General features: G+C 71.6%; 23 protein-coding genes, 3 tRNA genes and 1 pseudogene. 13 read left to right on the top strand and 14 right to left on the bottom strand.

Translation table 11 applies throughout. The annotated features are described in order from the left end of the window. Nucleotides 1-126: 126 nt before the first annotated feature. The 6 genes and pseudogenes from OOJ91_RS22270 (at nucleotide 127) to OOJ91_RS22250 (ending at nucleotide 2,945) form a co-directional block, all read left to right on the top strand. Nucleotides 127-199: transfer RNA gene (locus tag OOJ91_RS22270), tRNA-Glu, on the top strand. Nucleotides 200-230: 31 nt separating this feature from the next. After that, nucleotides 231-304, top strand: a tRNA-Asp gene (locus OOJ91_RS22265). A gap of 99 nt (nucleotides 305-403) precedes the next feature. Beyond that, nucleotides 404-477 (top strand) — tRNA-Phe (locus OOJ91_RS22260). A 332-nt stretch (nucleotides 478-809) separates the two neighbouring features. After that, the gene (locus OOJ91_RS22255; protein WP_266247877.1) at nucleotides 810-1,508 is read left to right on the top strand and encodes a hypothetical protein; all 699 of its coding nucleotides are present in this window, start codon (nucleotides 810-812) and stop codon (nucleotides 1,506-1,508) included. A gap of 9 nt (nucleotides 1,509-1,517) precedes the next feature. Further along, a pseudogene (locus tag OOJ91_RS34495) lies at nucleotides 1,518-1,688 on the top strand (hypothetical protein); the annotation flags it as partial. 729 nt (nucleotides 1,689-2,417) lie between these two features. After that, nucleotides 2,418-2,945 (top strand): SRPBCC family protein, encoded by a 528-nt coding sequence (locus OOJ91_RS22250; protein ID WP_266247875.1) that lies wholly within the window; start codon nucleotides 2,418-2,420, stop codon nucleotides 2,943-2,945. A gap of 19 nt (nucleotides 2,946-2,964) precedes the next feature. On the opposite strand, the gene OOJ91_RS22245 is transcribed toward OOJ91_RS22250, so the two are convergent. Next, entirely contained in the window at nucleotides 2,965-3,669 is a 705-nt protein-coding gene (locus OOJ91_RS22245) for a DUF2786 domain-containing protein (protein ID WP_266247873.1), read from the bottom strand. Nucleotides 3,670-3,794: 125 nt separating this feature from the next. Here OOJ91_RS22245 and OOJ91_RS22240 point away from each other — a divergent pair, with 125 nt between their 5' ends. Beyond that, a complete protein-coding gene (locus OOJ91_RS22240; RefSeq protein ID WP_266247871.1) occupies nucleotides 3,795-4,256 on the top strand; it encodes a hypothetical protein in 462 nt (153 codons plus the stop codon). 51 nt (nucleotides 4,257-4,307) lie between these two features. Here OOJ91_RS22240 and OOJ91_RS22235 read toward each other — a convergent pair whose 3' ends face one another. After that, entirely contained in the window at nucleotides 4,308-4,697 is a 390-nt protein-coding gene (locus OOJ91_RS22235; protein ID WP_266247869.1) for a hypothetical protein, read from the bottom strand. A gap of 155 nt (nucleotides 4,698-4,852) precedes the next feature. On the opposite strand from OOJ91_RS22235, the gene OOJ91_RS22230 reads away from it, so the two are divergent. Continuing rightward, nucleotides 4,853-6,196 carry an ABC transporter substrate-binding protein gene (locus OOJ91_RS22230; protein ID WP_266247868.1) on the top strand — a complete coding sequence of 448 codons (1,344 nt, stop codon included), beginning with the start codon at nucleotides 4,853-4,855 and terminating at the stop codon, nucleotides 6,194-6,196. Between the two features lie 66 nt (nucleotides 6,197-6,262). On the opposite strand, the gene OOJ91_RS22225 is transcribed toward OOJ91_RS22230, so the two are convergent. Next, nucleotides 6,263-7,006 carry an enoyl-CoA hydratase/isomerase family protein gene (locus OOJ91_RS22225; protein ID WP_266247866.1) on the bottom strand — a complete coding sequence of 248 codons (744 nt, stop codon included), beginning with the start codon at nucleotides 7,004-7,006 and terminating at the stop codon, nucleotides 6,263-6,265. 28 nt (nucleotides 7,007-7,034) lie between these two features. Then, complete coding sequence (locus OOJ91_RS22220) at nucleotides 7,035-7,892, bottom strand: 3-hydroxyacyl-CoA dehydrogenase family protein (RefSeq protein WP_266247864.1); 858 nt, start codon at nucleotides 7,890-7,892, stop codon at nucleotides 7,035-7,037. A gap of 177 nt (nucleotides 7,893-8,069) precedes the next feature. Here OOJ91_RS22220 and OOJ91_RS22215 point away from each other — a divergent pair, with 177 nt between their 5' ends. Continuing rightward, nucleotides 8,070-8,372 carry a hypothetical protein gene (locus OOJ91_RS22215; RefSeq protein WP_007454338.1) on the top strand — a complete coding sequence of 101 codons (303 nt, stop codon included), beginning with the start codon at nucleotides 8,070-8,072 and terminating at the stop codon, nucleotides 8,370-8,372. A 41-nt stretch (nucleotides 8,373-8,413) separates the two neighbouring features. Here the strand turns inward: OOJ91_RS22215 and OOJ91_RS22210 are convergent, their stop codons facing one another. Next, nucleotides 8,414-9,193: a class I SAM-dependent methyltransferase gene (locus tag OOJ91_RS22210; protein ID WP_266247862.1), complete on the bottom strand. Its 780-nt coding sequence runs from the start codon at nucleotides 9,191-9,193 to the stop codon at nucleotides 8,414-8,416. A 54-nt stretch (nucleotides 9,194-9,247) separates the two neighbouring features. On the opposite strand from OOJ91_RS22210, the gene OOJ91_RS22205 reads away from it, so the two are divergent. After that, nucleotides 9,248-9,637: a PPOX class F420-dependent oxidoreductase gene (locus tag OOJ91_RS22205; protein WP_266247861.1), complete on the top strand. Its 390-nt coding sequence runs from the start codon at nucleotides 9,248-9,250 to the stop codon at nucleotides 9,635-9,637. A gap of 66 nt (nucleotides 9,638-9,703) precedes the next feature. Here OOJ91_RS22205 and OOJ91_RS22200 read toward each other — a convergent pair whose 3' ends face one another. Continuing rightward, the gene (locus tag OOJ91_RS22200) at nucleotides 9,704-9,913 is read right to left on the bottom strand and encodes a BldC family transcriptional regulator (RefSeq protein WP_007073996.1); all 210 of its coding nucleotides are present in this window, start codon (nucleotides 9,911-9,913) and stop codon (nucleotides 9,704-9,706) included. Between the two features lie 251 nt (nucleotides 9,914-10,164). After that, nucleotides 10,165-11,004: a hypothetical protein gene (locus OOJ91_RS22195; RefSeq protein ID WP_266249799.1), complete on the bottom strand. Its 840-nt coding sequence runs from the start codon at nucleotides 11,002-11,004 to the stop codon at nucleotides 10,165-10,167. A 193-nt stretch (nucleotides 11,005-11,197) separates the two neighbouring features. Here OOJ91_RS22195 and OOJ91_RS22190 point away from each other — a divergent pair, with 193 nt between their 5' ends. Further along, nucleotides 11,198-12,280 carry a Glu/Leu/Phe/Val family dehydrogenase gene (locus OOJ91_RS22190; protein WP_266247823.1) on the top strand — a complete coding sequence of 361 codons (1,083 nt, stop codon included), beginning with the start codon at nucleotides 11,198-11,200 and terminating at the stop codon, nucleotides 12,278-12,280. Between the two features lie 305 nt (nucleotides 12,281-12,585). Next, nucleotides 12,586-12,801 (top strand): DUF3073 domain-containing protein, encoded by a 216-nt coding sequence (locus OOJ91_RS22185; RefSeq protein WP_007454329.1) that lies wholly within the window; start codon nucleotides 12,586-12,588, stop codon nucleotides 12,799-12,801. Nucleotides 12,802-12,944: 143 nt separating this feature from the next. Here the strand turns inward: OOJ91_RS22185 and amcA are convergent, their stop codons facing one another. The 5 genes from amcA to OOJ91_RS22160 form a co-directional block, all read right to left on the bottom strand. After that, nucleotides 12,945-13,181, bottom strand: coding sequence for a multiple cyclophane-containing RiPP AmcA (gene amcA / locus OOJ91_RS22180; RefSeq protein ID WP_007454327.1), 237 nt, complete (start codon nucleotides 13,179-13,181; stop codon nucleotides 12,945-12,947). After that, nucleotides 13,150-14,253 carry a cyclophane-forming radical SAM peptide maturase AmcB gene (gene amcB / locus OOJ91_RS22175; protein WP_323178581.1) on the bottom strand — a complete coding sequence of 368 codons (1,104 nt, stop codon included), beginning with the start codon at nucleotides 14,251-14,253 and terminating at the stop codon, nucleotides 13,150-13,152. Before amcB ends, amcA begins: the two co-directional genes overlap by 32 nt. 126 nt (nucleotides 14,254-14,379) lie before the next feature. After that, on the bottom strand, nucleotides 14,380-15,534 hold the full coding sequence (gene purM, locus OOJ91_RS22170) for a phosphoribosylformylglycinamidine cyclo-ligase (RefSeq protein WP_266247820.1): 1,155 nt from the start codon (nucleotides 15,532-15,534) through the stop codon (nucleotides 14,380-14,382). A 61-nt stretch (nucleotides 15,535-15,595) separates the two neighbouring features. Next, the gene (gene purF, locus OOJ91_RS22165) at nucleotides 15,596-17,134 is read right to left on the bottom strand and encodes an amidophosphoribosyltransferase (RefSeq protein WP_266247819.1); all 1,539 of its coding nucleotides are present in this window, start codon (nucleotides 17,132-17,134) and stop codon (nucleotides 15,596-15,598) included. Between the two features lie 168 nt (nucleotides 17,135-17,302). Then, nucleotides 17,303-17,656 (bottom strand): sterol carrier family protein, encoded by a 354-nt coding sequence (locus tag OOJ91_RS22160; protein ID WP_266247818.1) that lies wholly within the window; start codon nucleotides 17,654-17,656, stop codon nucleotides 17,303-17,305. A 155-nt stretch (nucleotides 17,657-17,811) separates the two neighbouring features. On the opposite strand from OOJ91_RS22160, the gene OOJ91_RS22155 reads away from it, so the two are divergent. Then, entirely contained in the window at nucleotides 17,812-19,881 is a 2,070-nt protein-coding gene (locus OOJ91_RS22155; RefSeq protein ID WP_266247817.1) for a carboxypeptidase-like regulatory domain-containing protein, read from the top strand. A gap of 167 nt (nucleotides 19,882-20,048) precedes the next feature. Here OOJ91_RS22155 and OOJ91_RS22150 read toward each other — a convergent pair whose 3' ends face one another. Together OOJ91_RS22150 and purL are read right to left on the bottom strand one after the other, a co-directional pair. Continuing rightward, nucleotides 20,049-20,804: a 2-phosphosulfolactate phosphatase gene (locus OOJ91_RS22150; protein ID WP_266249798.1), complete on the bottom strand. Its 756-nt coding sequence runs from the start codon at nucleotides 20,802-20,804 to the stop codon at nucleotides 20,049-20,051. Between the two features lie 4 nt (nucleotides 20,805-20,808). Further along, entirely contained in the window at nucleotides 20,809-23,475 is a 2,667-nt protein-coding gene (purL, locus tag OOJ91_RS22145) for a phosphoribosylformylglycinamidine synthase subunit PurL (RefSeq protein ID WP_266247816.1), read from the bottom strand. Nucleotides 23,476-23,486 lie beyond the last annotated feature (11 nt).

Here is a 23,486-nt window from a genome sequence, read left to right as displayed (position 1 = left end):
CACAACCGCTTCAGCGATACCGATTTTGTTGACCAGCCAGGCATCACGTATGCTTTCCAAGCCTCCGGCGGGGCCGGATGGGAGCAAGTCCGCTTGAAGTTGCGAATGTGCAATGATGGCGGGGCCGCCCTCATCGTCTAGCGGCCCAGGACGCCGCCCTTTCAAGGCGGTAGCACGGGTTCGAATCCCGTTGGGGGCACGACCGGCGCAAGCCGGAGCAACACAAGCTAGGTCCTGTGGAGCAGTTGGAGTGCTCGCCGCCCTGTCAAGGCGGAGGTCGCGGGTTCAAGTCCCGTCAGGACCGCAGCGCTGACGCCGCGCCTCGCGCGGCGTTCTGCGTATCGGCGCAGGTGACCCTGCCAGCGGTTCATCCGGTTGGCGGGTAGCATGAGCCGAGCAACACGGCCAGGTAGCTCAGTTGGTACGAGCGTCCGACTGAAAATCGGAAGGTCGGCGGTTCGACCCCGCCCCTGGCCACATAGCCTTTCGCCGGGCTACAGGAGCGCCGACCAGCGGAAACGCGGTCGGCGTTCTGCTTTCTGCCCGACCTTCTCCCCGCGCCGTGATCGCCCGGCCCGCGCCGTGATCGCCCGGCCCGCGCCGTGACCGCCCGGCCCGCCCGGCCCGCCCCGTGACCGCCCGGCCCGCGCCGTGATCGCCCGGCCCGCCCCTTGATCGACTCGGTTTCGGCGATATCGGGGTATCGCAGCGACCGGGATACCGCGACATCGCCGAAACCGAGTCGATCATCGCGTCCCAAGGAGCACCACCGCCTGCGCAGGACGTGATCACTGATCGCGGCGGCCCTGGTGACGGTGCTGGGCCATCCCGCCCTGGATCGCCTCCCACACGCTGCGTCCCGCCTGCCGCAGGGTCTCCCCAGCCTGCTCGGCGAGTTGCGCCGCGCTCTGAGCTGCGGCATACGCCCCACCGGACACACCACCGCCGCCCTGGCCACCGCCGCCCTGACCACCGCCGGCCTGGCCACCACGGCCTTGACCGCCGTCTGCCTGCGCGTCGCCACTCTGCCCGCCACGGCCTTGACCACCGCCACCTTGACCACCGCCGGCCCGACCACCACCGCCCTGGCCACCACCGCCCTGACCGTCGCCTGCCTGCGCGTCGCCACTTCGCCCGCCACGGCCTTGACCACCGCCACCTTGACCACCGCCGCCCTGACCACCGCCGCCCTGCGCATCGTCACTCTGCCCGCCACGGCCTTGACCACCGCCACCTTGACCACCGCCAGCCTGACCACCACCGCCCTGACCACTACCGGCCTGCGCGTCGCCACTTCGCCCGCCACGGCCTTGACCACCGCCACCTTGACCACCGCCACCTTGACCACTGCCGGCCTGGCCACCACCGCCCTGACCGCCGCCACCCTGACGGGCCTCGCCCTGGTCCTGGCCCTCGGGCGGACGCTGCCCCTCGGATCCCTGCCCCGCGGAGGTCGGGTGCGCCTGCGCGGAGGCCCGATCCACAGGCCACCGGCCCTTCAGGCGTGACTCCGGCGGCTGGCCATCCGCCGACCGCGACTCCACCCGCTGCCCATCCGCCGACCCGGACCCCGCCGACCCGGACCCCGCCAGTCGAGACTCCACTGGGCGAGACCCTGCGGCGCGAGACTCCGCCGGGCGAGACCCTGCGGCGCGAGACTCCGCCGGGCGAGACTCCGCCGGGCGAGACTCCGCCGGGCGAGGCCCTGCGGGGCGAGACTCCGCCGGGCGAGACCCTGCGGCGCGAGGCTCCGCCGGGCGAGCGCGCTGTGCTGCCTGGTCGCCGAGTTGGCCTGGCAGACCCGCCTGTCGGGCCAGCTCGTCGCGTACGCCGGAGTGCTGTGCCAGGGCGGTGACCCCGGCGGCGCCGGCGGCGGCCAACTGCTCGGTACTGCGGTTGACGTCGTCGAGCGCGCTGCTGGCCGCCCGGGACAAGGATTCGATGACCTGCGGGTTGTTGTCGATCGTGTCGAGTGCCCGGCCCAGGAGTGTCGCCAACTGTTCCAGCCGTACCCGCAGCTGCGCCTCGGCGTGCATTCCGTCGACGTCCAGCTCGACGCCGTGGAGGTGGACCCGTACGCCGGCGTCGAGCTGAAGCAGGTTGGCCAGCCGGGCACGCAGCGAGATGTCGGCGTCCAGCCCGTCCACGACCAGTCGGATCGAGTCGACCGAGACATTCGGGATGTCGAGCAGGACGTCCGGTTCCCCGGCGTCGGCATCCCGGTCCGGATGCCGCTGCTGCGCGCTCTCGCTCATGCTCTCCCGCTCCCGTTTGCCGACCCGGTCGTCCGGCCGTTCGGCGCGGGTACCCGATTTCCGGCGGGGCATCCCGTCCGTGACGGCTCGGCAACCCACTGTCTGGAACCGGGCACCTCGCGAAGCTGCACACCGAGGCATCAGCCGGTATGGTCCGGGCCTATGGGACAGGGGATGGCTGATCCGGCCGACATCCGGCAGGACCTGGAGCGGTTCTCCTTACGCTGCAGCCTCCTCGTCCCGGGTCCCCCCGAGCGGGCGTTCGCGGTCTTCACCGATGACCTGACCGACTGGTGGGTCACCGAGTACACGTGGTCCGGTCCGGAGGCCCTCGCCGAGCTGGGCATGGAGCCACGGGCCGGCGGCATGCTCTACGAGATCGGCCCGTACGGCTTCCGCGCCGACTGGGGACGGGTGCTGACGTGGGATCCGCCACGGCGGCTGGTCTTCGCCTGGCAGCTCGGTCCGGACCGGGTGCCGGTGCCGGACCCGGCGAAGGCGAGCGAGGTCGAGGTGCTGTTCCTTCCCGACGGGCCCGAACGGACCCGTGTCGAGTTGGAGCACAGGCACTTCGACAGGCACGGCGAGGCGGCCGAGGGATACCGCAAGGCGCTGACGGCGGGCTGGCACGAGTTGCTCACGCGCTATCTCGCCACGGTGTCACGCCCCCATCCCGCCGATCCTGCCTGAGCCCAGGCCAGAGTCACAGTCAGCGGTCGAGTTGTCGACCGGCCCGGCTGCCGTCCAGGCCCCGGCCGCCCAGGTGCGCGCGGTTTCCCGCCTCCGCCCCGGAGCCGAAGCCCGTGCCGCCGAGCCGGCGTGCCGGCGCGGTTCGCAGTCGCGGGTACTCCTCGGTGAGCCGCCGCTGCACCCGGTCGGAGCGGTCGGCCAGCACCAGCGCCACCGACGGGCCGCCCGACTCGCCGGCCGCCGCCGTCTCGGCTGCCCAGAGTCGGCCCCCGATCACCTCGGCGAAGCCGGCGAGCCAGGACCGCCGGAAGGCTGCCGGATGGTCATCGTCGGGCACCTCCGTGGCAGCCAGCCCTTGTGCGGCCTGCACGAGCAGTGAGGTGAAGAGCAGGTCCACCCGTTCCAGGTCGCTGGCGAAGCCGAACAGGTGCACCGCGAATCCGTTGCCCTGCCGGCGACGGACGCAGCGGCAGCGCAGCGGCTCGGCGACGGCGGCGAGCAGGCCGACCTTGTCCCGGGCGTACGGGGCGACGACGTCGAGCACCCGGTCGCCGACCGGGTCGGTGGTCGGGTCCCGGACGGCGAGCAACGCCCTGTCGACGCCGTAGCGGGCGATCAACTCGGCGGCCTTGGCGGTGAAGGCCGCCGCCTCGGCGGGTGTGCAGGCCGGGTCCTCGGCCTGAGCGAGCAGCTTGCGCACCTTGCTGAGCATGGCCTCGGACATGTCCCCAGAGCTATCACACACGGCGGACGATCTGGGACCACGAGCGCATTGATCGATCAGTATCATCGTCACGATCAGCGAGACCGTCCAATACGGACGGTTAGTCAACTGTTCCGGAGGCACGCATGTCATCCCCGAAGGCCCGCCTGCTCGCCGTCGCCACGGCCGCCGCCCTGCTCGCGACCGGCGCACCCACCCAGGCCGCCCAGGCCGCCGCGCCGGCCGCTCAGACCGCCGACGACACCGACTTCACCTCGGGGCCGAACCTCTTCGCCCCGCTCGCCACGTGTTACGGCGGGGCGGTTCGCTCGTTCTTCCAGACCGGCGGCTACGGCGGCCAGGCCGGCCCGTACCGCACCACAAGCCGCTGCCGCGACATCAACGTGCGCAATGCCAGCGCGTACGGCACCGACGCCTGTGTGATCTTCATCGACAAGACCGGCAACTGCAACTACTGGACCTACCTGCCGGCCAACTCCGGCTGGATCACCGTGGCGACGAACGTCCGGGACGGGGTCAACTTCCGGGTCCGCTTCGACAACGTCCGCTACGAGTACGAGCCGCTGGTCGCGTACCACGCCTTCTGAACGGTCCGCGCGGGCGCGGCGCCGGACGGGCGCCGCGCTCCGGAGGCGGGGTCAGTCGGCGCGGCTGCGCAGGGTGGCGATCGTCGAACCGGCGAGCGTGAGCAGGCAGTCGGAGAGCAGCCCGTCGGCCGCGGCCGCACCGAACAGGGCCTCCCCGGTCGGCACGTCCCGGTTGGCGTACGCGCTCACGAAGCGGGCCACCCAGCGGGTGTCGTAGTCCGCCTGCTCGATGCCCGGGAAGTCAAGCGCGCATCCGGTGCTCGGCGGGGCGTCGCCGACCATCGTCGCCGCCAGGCACCAGGCGACCCCGTACGCGCCGGGCAGGCCGGCCCGGTCGACGACCGCGTCGAACGCACCTGTCACCGCTTCCCCATCGCCGGCCAGCGCCGAGCGGAGCACGGCGGTCGCGTCGTCGAACGTCTGCTGTGGTAGGTCCGTCACCCAGCGCACAGTAGGACGGCCGGTCAAGGCCCACCAATTTCGTCACTCTCCGTGTACGACGCGAGCGACCTGCGCATTTCGCCACCTCCACGGTCCCGCGGCCGGCTCCGGCACGCTAATGTGCGCAGCGGACCTTCGCCGGAGGAAGGACGACCATGCTCGTATCACGCCGCTCGCGGGTGGCCACACTGGCCGCCTGCGCGACGATCCTGCTCGCCACAAGCGCTTGCGGGGATGACAAGGCCGAAGAAGGAAGCGCCCAACAGGTGCGCCTCTACGGCACGGACGGCAACATGCTCAACTCCTATCCAGCGGAGTTGAAGGAACGCGCCGATCTCGTCGACGGGATGAAGGGGACCACGCCGCTCACCCCGCTGCCCGACGACTTCAAGAGCCGGCTACGGTCCGTCAATCCGGCGCTGACGGACTACCTCTACTCCGCCGAGACGTACGACGCTGTGGTGATCGGTGTGCTCGCCGCCCAACTGGCCGGCAGCACCGACCCGGCCGCCATCGCCAAGCAGATCGTCGGCGTGACCAACAACGGTCAGCGCTGCGAGGACCCGGCCAGCTGCCTCACGCTGGCCCGGGCCGGGCAGGACATCGAGTACCGCAGCGTCTCGCTGAGCCGTGCCGGTTTCACCGACAAGGGTGAGCCGGCCACCGCGAGCTACGCGACGCTGACGTTCGACGGCCAGCAGATCAACGACGGCAAGACCGAGTTCGTCGGCGCGGGCGCCGAGTCGGCGGCGAGCACCAAGACCCCGCCGAAGGCGAAGAAGTCGCGTCCCGGTGCCGCCGACAACCAGCAGCCGCTGATCGTGGGCGGCCTGCTGCCGAAGACCGGCGACCTGGCGATCGCGTACCCGCCCATGGCGGCAGGCGCGGCGCTGGCGATCAGGGAGATCAACGCCGCTGGCGGCGCGCTGGGCAAGCCGGTGACGTGGAAGGACGGCGACGACGGCACCAGCACGGCCGTGGCCAAGGCGACGGTCGCCAGGCATGTGGCCGACGGGGTCAGCATCATCATCGGCGCGGGCGCCTCGGGCATCTCCCGGGAGGTCATACCGGACGTCGTGCGGGCCGGCAAGATCCTCTTCTCGCCCTGCAACACCGACGCCAGCCTGACCGACATCGAGGACAAGGGCCTCTACTTCCGCACCGCCCCGCCGGACAGCCTGCAGGGTCGGGCGCTGGCCGACGTGGTCCTCCGCGACGGATCGCAGAAGATCGTCATCGTCGCCCGCAAGGACTCCTACGGTGAGGGCCTCCAGGCCACCGTCCGTGACGAGTTGGAGAAGGCAGGCATCCCCGCCGACCGGCTCAAGCTGCTCACGTACGACCCTCCGGCCGACGCCAAGGCCGCCCCCGTGGACTTCACCGGCGGCGCGAAGGAGATCAAGGAATTCGGGGCGGACGCCGTCCTCATCATCGGTTTCGGTGAGTCGGCCCAGGTGATCCGGGCGGTCGCCGACTCCGGGGTGCAGATCCGGCACTGAGCACCACCGCGGACCGCGACGGCCGCACCGGCTTCGGAGCCGGTGCGGCCGTTCCGTGTCACCGCGTCAGCGGGCCCGGCGACGCTCCAGGAACTCGGTCATCCGGCGGTGCTTCTCCTCGTCCTCGAAGAGCACCGCCTGGCTGACCAGGTCGAGCTGCGGATGTGCGGCGGCGGGTGCGTCCACCGCCAGCTTGGTGAGCCGCAACGCCAGCGGCGAGCCCTGCGCCATCTCGTCCAGCAGCCCGTGCGCCACCGTCAGCAGCTCGCCGGGCTCGTCCACCACCCGGTTCACCAGACCGATCCGCAACGCCTCGGCGGCGTCCACGCGCCGGCCCGTGAACAGCAACTCCTTGGCCCGGCCCTCGCCGACGAGGGCCGGCAGCCGGTGGGTCGCGCCGGCGCCGGCCAGAATGCCCAACCGCACCTCCGGCTGGCCGAAGACCGCCCGCGCCGTGCACACCCGCAGATCGCAGGCGTACGCCAACTCCGCGCCACCGCCCAACGCCGGGCCGTCGACGGCGGCCACGCTCGGCATCGGCAGCGCCCGGATGCGCGCGAAGGCCGCGGAGTTGATCGCCGCGAGGGCGTCGGTGCGGCCCCGCTCGCGGAGCTGACCGATGTCGGCGCCACCGGCGAAGATGCCCTCCGCCCCGCCGGTCAACAGCAGCAGCCGGGGGTGCGTCTCCAACTCGGCGCAGACCTGGTGCAGCTCGGCGATCAGGTCGGCGTCGATGGCGTTGCGCTTCTCCGGCCGGGCCAGCGTCACCACGAGCCGATCCGGCCGCTCCTCGATCCGCAACCCGCTCACCGTGCCCACCATCCGTCCGCGACCGCGCTCACCGCTTCACACCGCCTTCCCAGTGGTAGAAGCCGTGCCCCGACTTCTTGCCCAGCCGCCCGGCGGCCACCATCTCCACCAGCAGCTCCGGCGGCGCGAAGCGGTCCCCGTACGCGGCCTGGAGGGTGCGGGCGATGTCCAGCCGCACGTCCAGGCCGACCAGATCGGTGAGTTCCAGCGGCCCGATCGGGTGCCGGTAGCCCAGGACCATCGCCTTGTCGATGTCGGCCGGGCTGGCCACCCCGTCGGCGACCATCCGGATCGCTTCCAGGCCGAGGGTGACCCCGAGCCGGGAGGTGGCGAAGCCGGGCAGGTCGCGTACGACGACGGGGTCCTTGCCGAGCCGACCGGCGAGCGCGACGGCCGCCGCGGTGGTCTCCTCGGCGGTGGCTGGGCCGACCACGATCTCCAGCAACGCCATCGCCCAGACCGGGTTGAAGAAGTGCAGGCCGAGGAAGCGCTCGGGCGCGGCCAGGCCCGCGGCCAACTCGCCGATGGCGATGCTCGACGTGTTGCTCGCGAGCAGGGCCGGGTTCAGGGTGGCGGCGTCCCGCAGCACCGTCCGCTTCAGGTCCAGCCGTTCCGGCACCGCCTCCACGATCACCTCCGGAGCGGGGGCGATCTCGGCGAGGCTCGGACGCAGCGTCACCCGCTGCCGGTTCGCGGCGGCCTCGTCGGCGGTCAGCTTGCCGCGCTGCACGGCTCGCTCCCACAGGTCGGCGAGCCGGGTCAGGGCGGTAGCGCCCCGGGCCGCGTCCACCTCGACCAGCTCGACGGCGTGCCCGGCCCCGGCCGCCACGTACGCGATGCCGAGCCCCATCGTGCCCGCACCGACGACCACGAAACGATCGTTCATCACGCCTCCCTGTCCGTCCCGGTGGCGCGCGGGGTCCCCGCCACGCCGGCTCGGGTGCCCGGTCCGCTCCGCTCGCTCATGGTGCGACCCTAGACAGCACGGCGAACCCGCCCATGCATGGGGGAGCGCGCGATCGGGTACGTACGGCGAGTCAACCGAGGGAAGGACCGCATCGAGATGAGCCAGGCACCGGAGAGCGTCACCACCGGGGAGAGCACCGACTCCGAGATCGTGGAGACCCGGGGCGACGAGCGGGTCGACCTGCTGCGCGCCGACACCAACAACGACGGCAAGACCGACGTGTGGGTGGTGGACACCGACGGCGACGGCAAGGCCGACCTTTTCCAGTTCGACACCGACGGTGACGGCAAGGTGGACATCACCATGGTCGACATCGACGAGGACGGCACCCCCGACGAGGTGGTCGACGGCGATGGCGGTCTCCCGCCCGAGGAGCTGACCCCGACCGTCCAGGTCTGATCTGCCGGAGGGGGCCCTCGTCGATGAGGGCCCCCTTCCGATCAGCCGGCGAGGCGCAGGGTGGCCAGGTAGTAGGGGGCGTCGTGGTCGTCCACATCGGTCAGCCGCCAGGCGCTGCCGTGCACCAGCTCGGCGAACTCGTCAGGCGAGCAGACCAGGTAGTCGAACCACCCGGTGCCCAGCTCCCGGTAGCGCAGCCGTAGTCGCAGCTGGCCACCGAGCCGGCCCCGGCTGCGGTTGCGCTCGTGATAGCCGGTGTGCAGCGGATCGCGGGTGCCGTACGGGTTGGTGCCGTGCGCGATGATCTGCGCCCCCGGTCGGGCCAGCGCGGCGAGCGCGGCCAGGAACCCGGGCGCCCGCTCCCGCCCCTCGAACAGCCCGAGGTTGTTGCCGAGCAGCAGGAACGTGTCGTACCGCTGGCCGTCGCCGACGTGCGTGTCCACCGTGCCGTGCACCAGCCGCCGTACGCCTCGTCGGCGGCTGACCGCGAGCGCGCCCGCCGACGTGTCAAGCCCGGTGACCGGCACGCCGCGCTCCTGGAGCAGCAGCGCGATCCGGCCGGCCCCGGAGCCGACGTCAAGCGTCTCGCCCCGGGCCCGGTCGACGGCCCGGTGGTCGTACGGCTGCCAGTCGGCTGGCCCGTCGAGGTAGTGCGCGGCCGGGGCGCCGTTGATCAGGCCGTCGTCGCGTTCGATGATCTCGATGACCGGCCGGGGCAGCCGCCCGCCGACCAGGGGCCGCGGTCCGACACCTGTGGCCACGGCGAGCGCGTCCCGCAGCAGTTCGCCGACCACGTCACCGATTAGAGGCTCCCCCGTCACGGGGTTCACGCTATCCGGCCTCCGGGTGGCCCGCAGCGGCCGTATCCTGGCGGCGTGACCACGCTGGACCGGCTGTCGGCCGAGAAGTACCTCCTGCTCACGACCTTCCGCAAGGACGGTCGGGCGGTGCCGACCCCGGTCTGGGCGGTCCGTGACGGCGAGGCGTTGGCGGTCTGGACCCGGGCCGACTCGGGGAAGGTGAAACGGATCCGCCACAACGGCGAGGTGACTGTGGCGCCGTGCGACGTCCGGGGCCGGCCGCACGGGGCGGAGGTGCCCGCCCACGCGACGATCTCCGGTCGCCGCGACACGGGCCGCATCCGCGATCTCCTCAAGCACAAGTACCGGGTGATCGGCCGCCTGAGCCTGATCGGCAGCCGGCTGCGCCGCGGCGAGGGTGGCACGGTCGGCATCCGGGTCACGTTGACCGAGGGGCAGCGCTGAGGGCGGGCACGACAAAGGGCGGCGGACCGAGATCCACCGCCCTTTGCCGGAAAAACTCCTGCCGGCTCAGTCGCCCTGCCGCTGCTGCGGGATCTGGCCCTGCAACAGCGCCCTGACCTCCGACTCGCGGTATCGACGGTGACCACCCAGGGTGCGGATGGCACTGAGCTTGCCCGCCTTCGCCCACCGGGTCACCGTCTTCGGGTCGACACGGAACATCGACGCCACCTCGGCCGGCGTGAGTAGCGGCTCTGGTTCGTGCGTTCGCGATGCCATCGGTCACTCCTCCACATGTATAGACATCGGCCGGGGTCCCGCCGGCCGACGCGTCTCCCATGGTCCGGCTAGTCCCCGATGTCCGACATGGGCCGAACGGATGAAGGTCCCTAGACGGACGGATGAACCATGCCCGATTTTTACGACTTTTACACGGCAGAAACTACCTTATTCGGACTCATGATCACGGTTCGTGATGCGTCAACTACGAGCGCACCTCGCCTTGGGAGCGCTCCTAGGGGCGAAATGCCTTAGTTGCACCGTTCCAGCAGCTGCACGGCACGCCAGCGGGCCACCAGCTTGTCGTACGCGGCGGACGCCTCCTCGGCCTCACCGCGCGACAGCCCGGCAAGGCCACCGGCGACCAGCTCCGGTGAGTCGTCCGCGGCCAGGGTCTCGTCGGAGAGCAGGTCGACCAGGCCGCCGTAGTCCAGCTCCACCACCGAGCGCGGGTGGAACTCCTCCAGCCAGCGTGCCGCCTCCTCCACCGCCTCGGTGATCGGCGCCTCGCCCACCGATTTACGCAGCACCGACAACGCCCGCGACGAGCGGCGACGGGCCTTGGAGATCTCCGTCCGGTAGCGCAACGCCCGCCGGCCCGGCTCGGTGACCAGGTCACGTTCCGCCGGGTCGAAGAGCACGAACCACCGCAGCGGTACGCCCCAGGTGGCTATCTGCTCGTGCACCCGGGGCACACCGTGCTCCAGCACCCGGGCGCCGCTGCGCCAGTCGTCGACGACCGCCCTGGCCTGCCCGGCGAGCACCGGCGGCACGAACGCGTCGGCGAGCACCGAGGGCACCCCGTCGCGGGCGTTGAGCGCCGCCTCAGCGACCCGGATGCGCAGGTTCCAGGGGCAGACCAGCAGGCCGTCGTCCGTCTCCAGGACGTACGCCTCCTCGGGCAGGTCCGGCAGCCGGGTCCAACCCGCGCCCAGCGCCTCGATCACCGCCGTCCGCTGGCGGCCGGGGCCCTCGACCGGGGCGACCGCCCGCCCTTCCGAGACGTAGCGGCGCCAGTAGCTCTGCCGGTCCCGGTCGAAGGCGGTCAGCGGCTCGTACACGCGCAGGTAAGAAGCGAAGAGCGACGGCACCGCGCGATCCTCCCACGAACCGCTCTCGTACGCGGCCAGCGGCCGGACCACGCGCGCCGCAACGTGGGACGGCGGCGGCACGTCGGGCGGTCGTACGGCGGCCGATACTAGGCTCGACCGCACCGGCAGCATCCCCGCCGGGGTCCACCAGGTCCGCGTCCCACAAGGAACGCACACCACTCAGGAGCCAGTCATGGGCGTATTCGCGAGCACCGACGACCCGGGATCGACAGGTCACGAACAGGTCGTCTTCTGCCAGGACAAGCAGAGCGGCCTGAAGGCGATCATCGGGATCTACTCCACCGCGCTGGGGCCCGCGCTCGGCGGCACCCGCTTCTACCCGTACGACAGCGAGGACGACGCGCTCGCCGACGTGCTCGACCTGTCCCGCGGAATGGCGTACAAGAACGCGCTCGCCGGGCTGGACCTGGGCGGCGGCAAGGCAGTCATCTGGGGCGACCCGGAGCAGGTCAAGAGCGAGGCGCTGCTGCGCGCGTACGGCCGCTTCGTGGAGTCGCTCGCCGGCCGCTACTACACCGCCTGCGACGTCGGCACCTACGTGGCCGACATGGACATCATCGCCCGCGAGACCCGGTACGTGACAGGCCGCAGCGTGGAGCACGGCGGCGCCGGCGACTCCTCGATCCTGACCGCCTGGGGCGTCTTCCAGGGGATGCGGGCCGCCGCCGAGCACGTCTGGGGCACGCCGAGCCTGCGTGGCAGGCGGGTCGGCGTGGCGGGCCTCGGCAAGGTCGGCAAGTACCTGACCGGGCACCTGCTGGAGGACGGCGCTGAGGTGGTCGCCACCGACGTCAACCCGAAGGCCCTCGCCTGGGTGCGCGCGAACCACCCGCAGGTCACCCTGGTCGACGACGCCACCGCGCTCGTCGCGGCGGACATCGACGTGTACGCCCCGTGCGCGCTGGGCGGCGCGCTCAACGACGACACGGTGCCGGCGCTGCGCGCGAAGGTGGTGACCGGAGCGGCGAACAACCAGCTCGCCCACCCGGGCATCGAGAAGCTGCTGGCCGACAGGGGCATCCTCTACACCCCTGACTACGTGGTCAACGCCGGTGGTGTGATCCAGGTGGCCGACGAGATCGAGGGCTTCAACTTCGAGCGGGCGAAGCTGCGGGCCACCCGGATCTACGACACCACCCGCGAGATCCTGCACCTGGCGGACGCCGAGGGCGTGCCTCCGGCGGTCGCCGCGGACCGGCTGGCCGAGCGGCGGATGGCCGAGGTCGGTCGCCTGCGCACGATCCACCTGCGCTGACCATTCGAGGGCGGAGGCGGATCGACCGGGATCCGCCTCCGGGCCTCCCGCGCCGCTCCGTCTCGGTAAGCTGAGGCCGGATCAAGTTTGGCATGTTTTGTCCGGTGTCACGGGTGCACCTCGTTCCGCTCCTTACCAGGTACACTGGGTGACGGCCGGATCGCCGCGACGCGCAGAGCCGGCCGACGGTAACCCGAGGTGCCGAACGATGGCATCCCCATGTACCGTAAGAGCCACGAGAGATGCCTGACGTCATCGGGGCCCGCCTTCGGGCTGCCCCGCATTCTGTGCGAGGGGGTCGAGCCATGGGGCGCGGCCGTGCTAAGGCCAAGCAGACGAAGGTGGCCCGGGAGTTGAAGTACCACTCCCCGAACACCGACCTCACCGCCTTGCAGCGCGAACTGGCGGGTGCTGGTAAGTCTGAGCACCACTTCGACGACGACTCAAAAGAGTTCGTCGACGACGATGATGAGAATCACGCGGACGACGACCCGGATCCCTGGGTCCGACCGACCCGCTGACCTCTCGACGCAGCTGAGCACGCGGTAACCCCCGCGTGCTCACGCATGTGCCCGTCGGGAGCGAGATCGGTGCCGATCATCAGGGGCCTGCCCTGACCGGAGGTCACTCCGACCGGTCGACAGGCCCCTGATCACCGTCGGCCTCAGCGCGGGCGGTTGTTCCAGTTGTAGAAGGTCGGGATGTTCTCGAAGTGGTTCCAGGCGCAGACCGCGCTGACGCCGTCTCCGCCCGACACCTCCGCCCGCAGCCGCCGCGCGTCCTCGGCCTCCTGAAGCAGCGCGACGAGCCCGGGGGCGGCCTCCCGCACCCGTTCGGTGACTCCGTCCGGGGCGTCGTCCGCCTCGCGCTCAGGCCGCCGGTGACTGGTGGTCTCGGGCATGCTCCAACACTCCCTCCAATAGGCGGATCTTGCTGTTGCGGCAGTGCTCGGTCTCCGTACCGTCAAAACGCCCCAGCTCGAAGTAACGGTTGGCGGCATGACCGCCGCCACAGAAGCCGAAGTACGGGCACGACGCCCGGCACGCCTCCACGCCGGTCAGGAACTCGCCAACCCAGGGCGTCGACGCCGCGTCCCGCAGGATTCGGGCCAGGGGGGTGGCAAGCACGTTCCCGCTGCTGAAGTCGCCGTAGTGCGGGGAGGTGAAGCCGGCCAGCTCCGGGGAGAGCACTGTCACCGAGCCGTCGTGCCCGATGGTCGGGATCGGGTCCAGCCGACGGGGCAACACGCCGTCCGCCGCGCCGTCGAGCACCGCCGCCGCGTACCGCAGCGACCACTCGACCTCGCGCAGGTGGATCCGGGGCTCCTTGCGCCAGGCCGACACCAACTCGGCCCAGAACGCCGTCACCGCCGCCGCGTCATGGCTGTTGTCGCGGGTGTTTACCCCCTCGGTCTCCTCGATGTTGATGCCCAGCACGTCGCAGCCCAGCCCGAGGAAGTAGTCGTACAACTCGGCGGCGAGCCCCGGTGCCGGCCGGGACACCACGGCCAGCGCGGAGAAGGGCAGCCCGTGGCGGCGCAGCGCCGCCACACCGCGCAGGATCCGGTCGTACGCCGGCTGACCGCCACGGTTGACCCGGTCGCCGTTGCGTTCGGCGGGCCCGTCCACGCTCACGCTCACCCGCACCTCGTGCCGGGCGAAGAAGGCGCACCACTCGTCGTCGATCAACGTGGCGTTGGTCTGCACGTGGTGCTCGACCTCGGGCCCGAAGGGCGCGATCAGGTCGGCCAGGTGCTCCCGGCCGGCGGCCAGCGGCTCGCCGCCGTGCCACACCACGGAGAAGCGCCCGGCCGCCGCCCACGGGTTGACCGCCGCCGCCACCGCCTCGGCCACCGGCACCGACATCCGCCGGTCAGCGGACCGAAACGGCAGGTAGCAGTACGCACAGTCGAGATTGCAGAGGGTCGTCGGCTGCATGACGACGTACGACGGGACCGCGGCCAGACCGCGCATCCCGCTGAACGACAGTCCCCCAGCAGCCATCACCCTCCTCCGCCCAGCCCGAGCCCTTCAGGCTAGGCGGCACTGGCCACTCGGGTGAAGCCCTGATCAGGTGCCCATACGATCACCGGAGCGTGATCATCCGCGAGTGTGCTGACCCACCATCTGCACGTTGCCGGTGCCCTCGATGATCTCGCCGGCCTGCCACGCCTCGACCCCACGGCCGGTGAGCGTGGCCAGAGCCCGGTCGGCGTCCTCGGCCGAGACGATCGCGAACATGCCGACGCCCATGTTGAAGGTCGACTCCATGTCGTGGTCGTCGATCCGGCCCTTCGACTGGATCAGGTCGAAGATCGGCTGCGGCTTCCAGGTGGACCTGTTGACCACGGCGTCGACGTGCTCCGGCAGCACCCGGACCAGGTTGCCGGGGATGCCGCCGCCGGTGATGTGGGACAGCGCCCGCACCTCGGCCTCGGCGATCAGCTTGAGGCAGTCCTTGGCGTAGATCTTGGTGGGGGTGAGCAGCTCCTCACCGAGGGTCCGCTGCCGTCCGAAGTCGTCGATCACGATGTCCAGACGCATGCGGGCAGCGCCGAGCAGCACGTGCCGCACCAGCGAGTAGCCGTTGGAGTGCAGGCCGGAGGAACGCATGGCGATGACGACGTCGCCCACCTCGACCCGGTCCGGGCTGAGGATGTCGGCCTCCTCGACCACACCGACACCTGTCGCGGAGATGTCGTACTCGTCCGGGCGCAACACACCCGGGTGCTCGGCGGTCTCCCCGCCCAGCAGCGCGCAGCCCGCGTACCGGCAGCCGTCGGCGATGCCCGCGCCGATCTCGGCCACCTTGTCCGGGACGACCTCGCCGGTGGCGATGTAGTCGAGCAGGAACAGCGGCTCGGCGCCACAGGCCACCAGGTCGTCGACGACCATCGCGACCAGGTCGATGCCGACCGTGTCGTGGATGTCCATCTGCTGGGCGATCACCAGCTTGGTGCCCACACCGTCGGTGGAGGACGCCAGGATCGGGCTCTTGTACTTCTTCGTGTCCAGCCGGAACAGGCCGGCGAAGCCGCCGAGGTCACCCAGCACCTCGGGGCGGCGGGTCTGGCGCACCTTCGACTTGAGCAGCTCCACGGCGCGGTCGCCCGCGTCGATGGAGACCCCGGCGTCGGCGTACGAGACCGAGCGTTTACGGGCCTGTCGGCCAGCGCCGGCCGTCCACGGCTGGTGGTCGCCGCCGGCGCCGGTCGGGCTGCTTCCTGCGCCGCTGCGCTCGGACACGTGCGTCACGGTTCTCCCCTTTGTGGTTCTCGGTGCCGCGCCGGCGGTGGCCGGGCCGCGCCGGTTGGTGCTACGGGCGGTTTGCGGTCACGCCACCAGGGGTGGCGACGAGCGGGCCGAAGCTGTCCGGGGCTTCCGGCGTCGCGTTCGCGACCCGGCGGCCCATCCCTTCGAGGACGTGCTTGCCGATCAGGTTGCCGGCCGGCAGCTCGATCGGGTACTCACCATCGAAACACGCCCGACACAGCCGGGTCTTCGGCTGCTCGGTCGCGGCGATCAGGCCGGGAAGCGAGACGTAGCCCAGCGTGTCGGCGCCGATGGAGCGCCGGATGCCGTCGTTGTCCAGCCCGTTGGCCAGCAGCTCCGCCCGAGTGGCGAAGTCGATGCCGTAGAAGCACGGCCAGCTCACCGGCGGGGAGGAGATCCGGACGTGCACCTCCAGCGCCCCCGCCTCGCGCAGCATCCGCACGATGGCCCGCTGCGTGTTGCCGCGCACGATCGAGTCGTCCACGACCACCAGCCGCTTGCCACGGACGTTCTGCCGCAGCGGGTTGAGCTTGAGGCGGATGCCCAGTTGGCGCAGGGTCTGCGACGGCTGGATGAAGGTGCGGCCCACGTACGGGTTCTTCATCAGGCCCGCGCCGTAGGTGATGCCGGACGCCTCCGCGTAACCGATCGCGGCAGGCGTGCCGGACTCGGGCACCGGGATGACCAGATCGGCCTCCACCGGGTGCTCCTTGGCCAACTGCCGGCCGATCTGCACCCGCGCCGCATGCACGTTCCGCCCGGCGATTGTCGCGTCCGGGCGGGCGATGTAGACGTACTCGAAGAGGCAGCCCTTCGGCTCCGGCGCCGCGAACCGGGTGGAGCGCAGCCCCTCCTCGTCGATCGCGATCAGCTCACCGGGCTCGACCTCGCGCACCACGCTGGCGCCGACGATGTCCAGCGCGGCGGTCTCGCTCGCCACCACCCAGCCACGCTCCAGCCGGCCGAGCACCAGCGGGCGTACGCCGTGCGGGTCACGGGCCGCGTACAGCGTCGACTCGTCCATGAAGACGAAGCTGAACGCGCCGCGCAGCTGCGGCAGCACCTCGAGCGCGGCCGCCTCGACCGACAGGTCCGGACGACTGGCCAACAGCATGGTCACCAGCGAGGTGTCGTTTGTCGAGCCGTCCGCGACGAGGCCGCGCTCGGCGACCTCCTTCTCCAGCTCGGCGGTGTTGACCAGGTTGCCGTTGTGGGCCAGCGCGATGGTCGTGCCGGAACTGGTCGACCGGATGGTCGGCTGGGCGTTCTCCCAGTTCGAGGCGCCGGTCGTGGAGTATCGGGCGTGCCCGATCGCCAGGTGGCCGCGCAGGCTGGCCAGGGTGGGCTCGTCGAAGACCTGGGCCACCAGGCCGAGATCCTTGTAGACCACCACGCCCGAACCGTCGCTCACGGCGATGCCCGCGGCTTCCTGCCCGCGGTGCTGCAGGGCGTAGAGGCCGAAGTAGGTCAGATTGGCAACCTCTTCACCGGGGGCCCAGACACCGAAGACGCCACAGGCGTCCTGCGGGCCGGGTCGTTGGGGGTCAAGGTCGTGGCTCAGCCGGCCGTCGCCTCGGGGCACTACCGCTCCCTCATGCTGGTCTGGACCGGCCTGGCGGGGATCACGGTGCGGATCCACACTCCTCGGCCGGGACCACTGTCGTCGCCTGACAGTGTACGCGAGTCAACGTCAATACAGATAGTCACGATTTCCGTGCCGAGAGTCACGATCACACGGACATCCGGGCAGCTAGAGGGGCAGAAACGCCGAGAGGTCCGCCCGAACACCGCTCACCTGCACGCGACCGTCGGTGACCGCCTCCACCCACCCGATCCGCCCGGTGGCCAACTCCAACCAGGTCTGCGGGGACATCTCGACGACGTTCGGCGGATTTCCCCTGGTGTGTCGAGGACCGGGAACGCACTGGATCGCACCGTATGGTGGGACGCGCACCTCCACCGATCGGCCGGGGGCGCGCTCCGCGAGGACGGCCAACAAGGACCGGACCGCCTCCCGGAGCACCGGCCGTTCGGGTGTACGACCCTCGTCAAGCGCCGACAAAGCCGACGCTACGGCGGTGGACTTACTGTGCGGAGAGGACACGACGGGACGATACGACGCACACGTGAAGCACCCGACGCTGGCCCTGGGTCGCGCCGATCCAGTCAGACAAGGCATAGTGGCCGACGGCGTATTCGTACCGTGATGATCCCCGGCCCGGCGCCCCGCCGGTCGAAGGGAAGTCAGCCCGGAAGGCGGTGGACGTGTCAACACACCGACGTGCCTGGAAGCAGCGGGCCGGTGTGGTCGTAGCGCTGGTTGCCGGCGCTCTGCTCGCCGTCCCCGCCACACCAGCTTTGGCCGCGCCTAACGTCACCAACGTCTCAGCCTCCCCAGGCACCGTCCAAGCAGGCGGCGAGACGACAGTGAGTTACAAGCTCGGCTTTGACGATCCGGCGGTGCCCGCCGATGTCACCGTCAGCTCCGACAACTCCAAGCTTCAGTGCATCGATGGCTGCTCGAAGGGGAACGTAACCGAGAGCGGCACTTACACCGCCAAGTTCAAGTTGGCCGACGACGCCTCGAACGGGTCCGCCCGCATTACCGTCAAGGCCACTGCCGGGCTCGGGAACGGGAACGGCTCGACCACGGTCAACCTTCAGGCCAAGGCAGCTCCGCCGCCGACGCCGCCCCAGAACCAGACTGTGAAGTCGGTTTCCGGCAAGGTGGTCAAGAAGGCCGACGGCACAGCGGTTCCGAACGCCATCGTGATCCTGCAGGACGACGCCGGCCACCGCTACGACACGATAAGCAACGGTAGCGGCAACTTCCGGATCGACGGCACGACCGACAAGCCGATCACTCCGGGCCGGCTCACCGTCGGTGCCAGCTTCGACAACATCAACGCGGTCAAGAGCTTCACCGCGAGCGCCGGGCAGTCCGTCACCGGCCAGCGGATCAGCCTGGAGATCAAGGTCGAGGTGACGCCAAGCGCCACGCCGTCCGCAACCGCCGAGGCCACCCCCACCGACGAGGCGACCGAGGAAGGTGCCGAGGAGGAGCCCTCCGAGGCGGCCAGCCCGGGCGCACCGGCAAACGCCGGCAAGGAGGACGACGGCGGCGGCTTCGGGTCGTACCTGATCATCCTGCTCGGCGGCCTGCTCGTCGCGGCGGGCGTCGGCACGATCGTGCTGCTCTGGATGAAGCGCCGCGAGAGCGGCGACGACGATGACGAGCCAACGGCGGCGGGCGCTGCCGGGGCGGCTGGCGCCGTGCCGGCGGCCCGAGGCGCCTTCCACGGGGCCGATGACCCGACGCGTGTGGTCAACCGCCCCGGTGGCGGGCCCGACCCGACAATGGTCGGCGGGGCGGCGCTGAGCGAGGCGCCGACGATGATGCACCGCCCGGTGGTCGACGACGTCCCGCCGGATCCGTACGCGGCACCAGCACAGCCCTACGGCGCTGCCGGCCAGCAGGGTTGGGGCGGCGCGGGCTACGGCGACGAGCCCTCCCCGGGCGGCTACGGCGCCGGTGGCTACGGCAACGCGCCCTCCTCGGGCGGCGGCTACGGCACGGTGGCAACGCCGGACGGCGGCTACGGCGCCGGCCCGGCGGGGGACGCCTACGGCGCCGCACCCGGCTCGGGCGCAGGCTACGGCGGCGCCGCACCCGGCTCGGGCGCGGCCTACGGCGGCGGCGCGGCTCCGGGCGGCGGCTACGGCAGCGCACCCTCGTCCGGTGGCGGCTACGGCAGCCGTGACTACACCGCCCCGGCCGGTGGCGCGGGATACCCGCCCGCTCCCGCGGGTGGGGCGGCAGGATACGACGAGCGCTTCGACGAGCCGACCGGCCGGTACACCGGCGACAGCACCCAGTACCCGGCTCCGGCCGACCCGTACGCCACAGGCGTCTACCAGCCCGAGCAGACGCCGGGCTACGGCCAGCCCGATCCGACGGCCCCGTACGGCGGCGGTCGGGCGGCGGAGCCGACCGGCGGCTACGGCCAGCAGACCAGCGCGTACGACCAGGGCGGTTACGGCCAGCAGCAGGGCGGCGGGTACGACCAGGGCGGGTACGGCCAGGAGCCCCCGCAGCAACGCGGCGGCTACGACGACCGGGGCTACGACCAGGGCGGCTACGGCCAGCAGCAGGGCGGCGGGTACGACCAGGGCGGCTACGGCCAGGAGCCCCCGCAGCAACGCGGCGGCTACGACGACCGCGGCTACGACCAGGCCGGTTACGGCCAGCAGCAGGGTGGTCGGGCCCGGCCGGACGGGCCGCCTCCCACCGAGCGGGGCGGCCGACGCCTCGACTGGCTGGACGACTGACAAGCACCACGCACAGCACGACGGCAAACGGCCGCCCGGTTCTCCGGGCGGCCGTTTCGCTGCGGGTGACGGGTGGCGGCGTGATCGTCTTCAAGGAAGGCGGGGTGTCCGCCAGGCTTCGACACACCGGTTTCCCGGAAGCCGAGTTGATCAGCACCGCGCGACGGTCAGGCGGCGGAGAACACGCCCTGGCGCAGGACCGGAACGACGTCCGACACGCCCACCTGGACCGCGATGTCGACGTCGGCGCCGAAGCCACTCTCGGTCAACTCCCGACCGGACACGCTGCCGCGCACCGCGGCGGGGACGTCCGGAGTGCTGGCCAGCGCGGCGAGCGCCATGGCCGCCTCCACGGAGAGGCCACCCGGCACACCGGACAAGGCGTCCAGCACGCTCGCCGCGCCGAGCTGGTCCTCGACCGACGGTCGTAGCGACCCGTCCGGCCACCGCTCACCGGAGGCGATGACGCCGATCGGGGCGTCAGTCGTGCCGTACCCCTGGCGGCGCAGCCAACGCCCGACGGCGCGGGAGTTGCGCAGGCACGCCGCGACCACCGGCAACCCGGTGGCGCTGGCGGCCGCGCTTATCGCGGAGCCGTTCGGTGAGGGCAGCACCAGGTCCGCCACGACGGGCGCGGCGCTCAGCGCGGCGGGCGACAGCGACCACGGATGGTCGGCAGTCACCCGGCGACGGCCCACCGCCGCGACAGCGCCGACCCGCAACGCGTACTCAGCGGCCTGCTCACCCCACGGGAACGGGTGCACCCGCATGCCCCGGGCGACCGCCACCTCCACGGCGGTGGTGAACGAGAGCACGTCCACCACCACCAGCGCCGCGCAGACCCGGCCGAGCTCGGCCGCCCCGGTCAGGCCCCAGTCGAACCTGGCGCCCGACCCGGGCTGGCCGTGGACGGCCGCCGCCAACGCCTCAGCGCTCGTCAGGCGACGGCTCGGTGGCACCGGGGTCAGACTCGGACGACTCACCCGGCTGCGCCGACCCGACCGGGTCGACAGCTCCGGTCTGCGGGGACGGACCGGATGAGGCGATCGGCTCGGAGAGCACCTCCGACGCGTCCACCGGCTCGGCCGGGGCACCCGGCAGCGGCACGCCCTCGACCGCGCCCGCCACGCCTGCGGCCGGCGCGGGCACCTCGACGGCGGCGGTGCCGCCGAAGAGACGCGGCAGCGTCTCGGTGTGCGCGGCCCGCAGCTCGTCCAGACCGATCCGGAACTGGCCGTGCACCTCCAGCGCGCCGCCAGTCGGGTCGGTGACGCCGATCAACTCGAACGGCACACCCCGCTCGGCGCAGAGCGCGGCGAACGCCTTGTCGTGGCCACGCGGCACCGACACCAGCGCCCGCGTCGCGGACTCGCTGAACAGGTAGACGAACGGCATCGACCCGCCGGCGAACTGCTCCGGCACGGCGATCCGGGCGCCGACGCCACGCCGCAGGCAGGACTCGACAAGGCTCTGGGCGAGGCCACCGTCGGAGAGGTCGTGCGCCGAGCTGAGGTGACCGACGCGGGCCGCCTCGGCCAGCAGTTCGGCAAGCGCCTTCTCGCGGAGGAGGTCGACCTGCGGCGGGATCCCGCCGAGGTGCTCGTGGGTCACCCAGGCCCACTCCGAGCCGGACAGCTCCACGTTCGTCTCGCCGAGCAGGTAGAGCTGGTCGTGGTCGCCACCGGGGCGCGGGACGAAGCCCATCGGCACCCGGTCGGCGACGTTGTCCAGCACACCAAGCACGCCGACCACCGGGGTCGGGTGGATGGCGGCCGCGCCGGTCTGGTTGTAGAAGCTGACGTTGCCGCCGGTCACCGGGATGCCCAGCTCCAGGCAGCCGTCCGCCAGGCCGCGCACGGCCTCGGCGAACTGCCACATCACGCCCGGGTCCTCCGGCGAGCCGAAGTTGAGGCAGTTGGTCACGGCGATCGGCTTCGCGCCGGTCACCGCCACGTTCCGGTACGCCTCGGCGAGGGCCAGCTTGGTGCCGTTGTACGGGTCAAGTCGGGCGTACCGGCCGTTGCCGTCCAGCGACAGCGCCACGCCGAGACCGGTCCGCTCGTCGATCCGGATCACGCCGCTGTCCTCCGGCTGGGCGAGCACGGTGTTGCCCAGCACGTAGCGGTCGTACTGCTCGGTGACCCAGGTCTTGTCGGCCAGGTTGGGCGACGCGATCATGCGCAGCACGGTCTCCCGCAGCGCGTCCGGGTCGGCCGGGCGGGGAAGCGTCTCGGCCCGGTCGGCCTGGAGCAGGATCAGGTCGGCCGGCTCGCGCATCGGCCGGGCGTAGACCGGGCCGTCGTCGACGAGCGAACCCGGCGGCACGTCGACGACCAGGTGGTCCTGCCAGGTGATCGTCAATCGACCCGGGCTGCCGTCCGGCTCCGGTGCGGTGACCTCACCGATCGCGGTGGCGAGGACGCCCCACTTCTCGCAGGTCTTGAGCACGGCGTCGAGCTTCTCCGGCTCGACGACAAGCAGCATCCGCTCCTGCGACTCGCTGGCCAGGATCTCGTGCGGGTCCATCGAGGGCTCGCGCAGCGGCACCCGCTCCAGCCAGACCCGCATGCCCGTGCCGGCAGCCGCGGCGGTCTCGGTGAGCGCGCAGGTCAGACCGGCACCGCCGAGGTCCTGAATGCCGACGACCAGTTGCCCGTCGTACAGCTCCAGGCACGCCTCGATCAGCAGCTTCTCGGTGAACGGGTCGCCGACCTGCACGGCGGGGCGACGAGCCTCGCTGCCCTCGTCGAAGGTGGCGCTGGCCAGCACCGAGACGCCACCGATGCCGTCCCGGCCGGTCTTGGCACCCATCAGCACGACGACGTTGCCGGGGCCGGCGGCTGCCTTGTTCTGCAGCCGGCTGACCGGCAGCACGCCCAGGCAGAGCGCGTTGAGCAGAGGGTTGCCCTGGTAGGACGGGTCGAAGACCAGCTCGCCACCGATGTTGGGCAGGCCAAGGCAGTTGCCGTAGCCGCCCACGCCGGCGACGATGCCGGTGAGCACCCGTGCGGTGTCCGGGTGGTCCGCGGCGCCGAAGCGCAGCGGGTCCATCACCGCGACCGGGCGGGCGCCCATGGCCAGGATGTCCCGGACGATGCCGCCGACGCCTGTCGCCGCGCCCTGGTACGGCTCGACGAAGCTCGGGTGGTTGTGCGACTCGACCTTGAAGGTCACCGCCAGCTCGTCGGAGACCTGCACGACGCCGGCGTTCTCGCCGATGCCGGCGAGCATCCGGTCGCTGTGCGGGGCCTTCTCACCGAACTGGCGCAGGTGCACCTTGCTCGACTTGTAGGAGCAGTGCTCGCTCCACATGATCGAGTACATCGCCAGCTCGGACTGCGTGGGTCGACGGCCGAGGATCTGCCGGATCCGGTCGTACTCGTCGTCGCGCAGACCCAGCTCGGTGTACGGCTGCAACTCGCCAGGGGTGCCACCGGCGCGCGGCACGGTGTCCACGCCGTCGGTCCAGTCGGCGGTCGCCGGCTGGGCCGGGGCGGCTGCCGGGGCGGTGGGCTGCGCCAGCGGCTCGGTCGGCTGCGCCGGGGCGGAGTACGCCTCCGGTGTGTCCCGTACCGGGTCCGGATGGGTGGTCATGACCTCTCCTC

Origin of the sequence: Micromonospora lupini (assembly GCF_026342015.1) — a bacterium.
Classification (GTDB): domain Bacteria; phylum Actinomycetota; class Actinomycetes; order Mycobacteriales; family Micromonosporaceae; genus Micromonospora; species Micromonospora lupini_B.
This window is presented reverse-complemented; position numbering and strand designations above follow the sequence as displayed.

What these genes read in the sequence shown, in the direction of transcription:
- OOJ91_RS22220 (WP_266247864.1), bottom strand. Translation starts at nt 7,892, where the DNA reads ATGAACGATCGTTTCGTGGTCGTCGGTGCGGGCACGATGGGGCTCGGC.
- OOJ91_RS22245 (WP_266247873.1), bottom strand. Translation starts at nt 3,669, where the DNA reads ATGTCCGAGGCCATGCTCAGCAAGGTGCGCAAGCTGCTCGCTCAGGCC.
- OOJ91_RS22190 (WP_266247823.1), top strand. Translation starts at nt 11,198, where the DNA reads ATGGGCGTATTCGCGAGCACCGACGACCCGGGATCGACAGGTCACGAA.
- OOJ91_RS22200 (WP_007073996.1), bottom strand. Translation starts at nt 9,913, where the DNA reads ATGGCATCGCGAACGCACGAACCAGAGCCGCTACTCACGCCGGCCGAG.
- OOJ91_RS22185 (WP_007454329.1), top strand. Translation starts at nt 12,586, where the DNA reads ATGGGGCGCGGCCGTGCTAAGGCCAAGCAGACGAAGGTGGCCCGGGAG.
- OOJ91_RS22215 (WP_007454338.1), top strand. Translation starts at nt 8,070, where the DNA reads ATGAGCCAGGCACCGGAGAGCGTCACCACCGGGGAGAGCACCGACTCC.
- OOJ91_RS22250 (WP_266247875.1), top strand. Translation starts at nt 2,418, where the DNA reads ATGGGACAGGGGATGGCTGATCCGGCCGACATCCGGCAGGACCTGGAG.
- amcB (WP_323178581.1), bottom strand. Translation starts at nt 14,253, where the DNA reads ATGCGCGGTCTGGCCGCGGTCCCGTCGTACGTCGTCATGCAGCCGACG.
- amcA (WP_007454327.1), bottom strand. Translation starts at nt 13,181, where the DNA reads ATGCCCGAGACCACCAGTCACCGGCGGCCTGAGCGCGAGGCGGACGAC.
- OOJ91_RS22240 (WP_266247871.1), top strand. Translation starts at nt 3,795, where the DNA reads ATGTCATCCCCGAAGGCCCGCCTGCTCGCCGTCGCCACGGCCGCCGCC.
- OOJ91_RS22230 (WP_266247868.1), top strand. Translation starts at nt 4,853, where the DNA reads ATGCTCGTATCACGCCGCTCGCGGGTGGCCACACTGGCCGCCTGCGCG.
- purL (WP_266247816.1), bottom strand. Translation starts at nt 23,475, where the DNA reads ATGACCACCCATCCGGACCCGGTACGGGACACACCGGAGGCGTACTCC.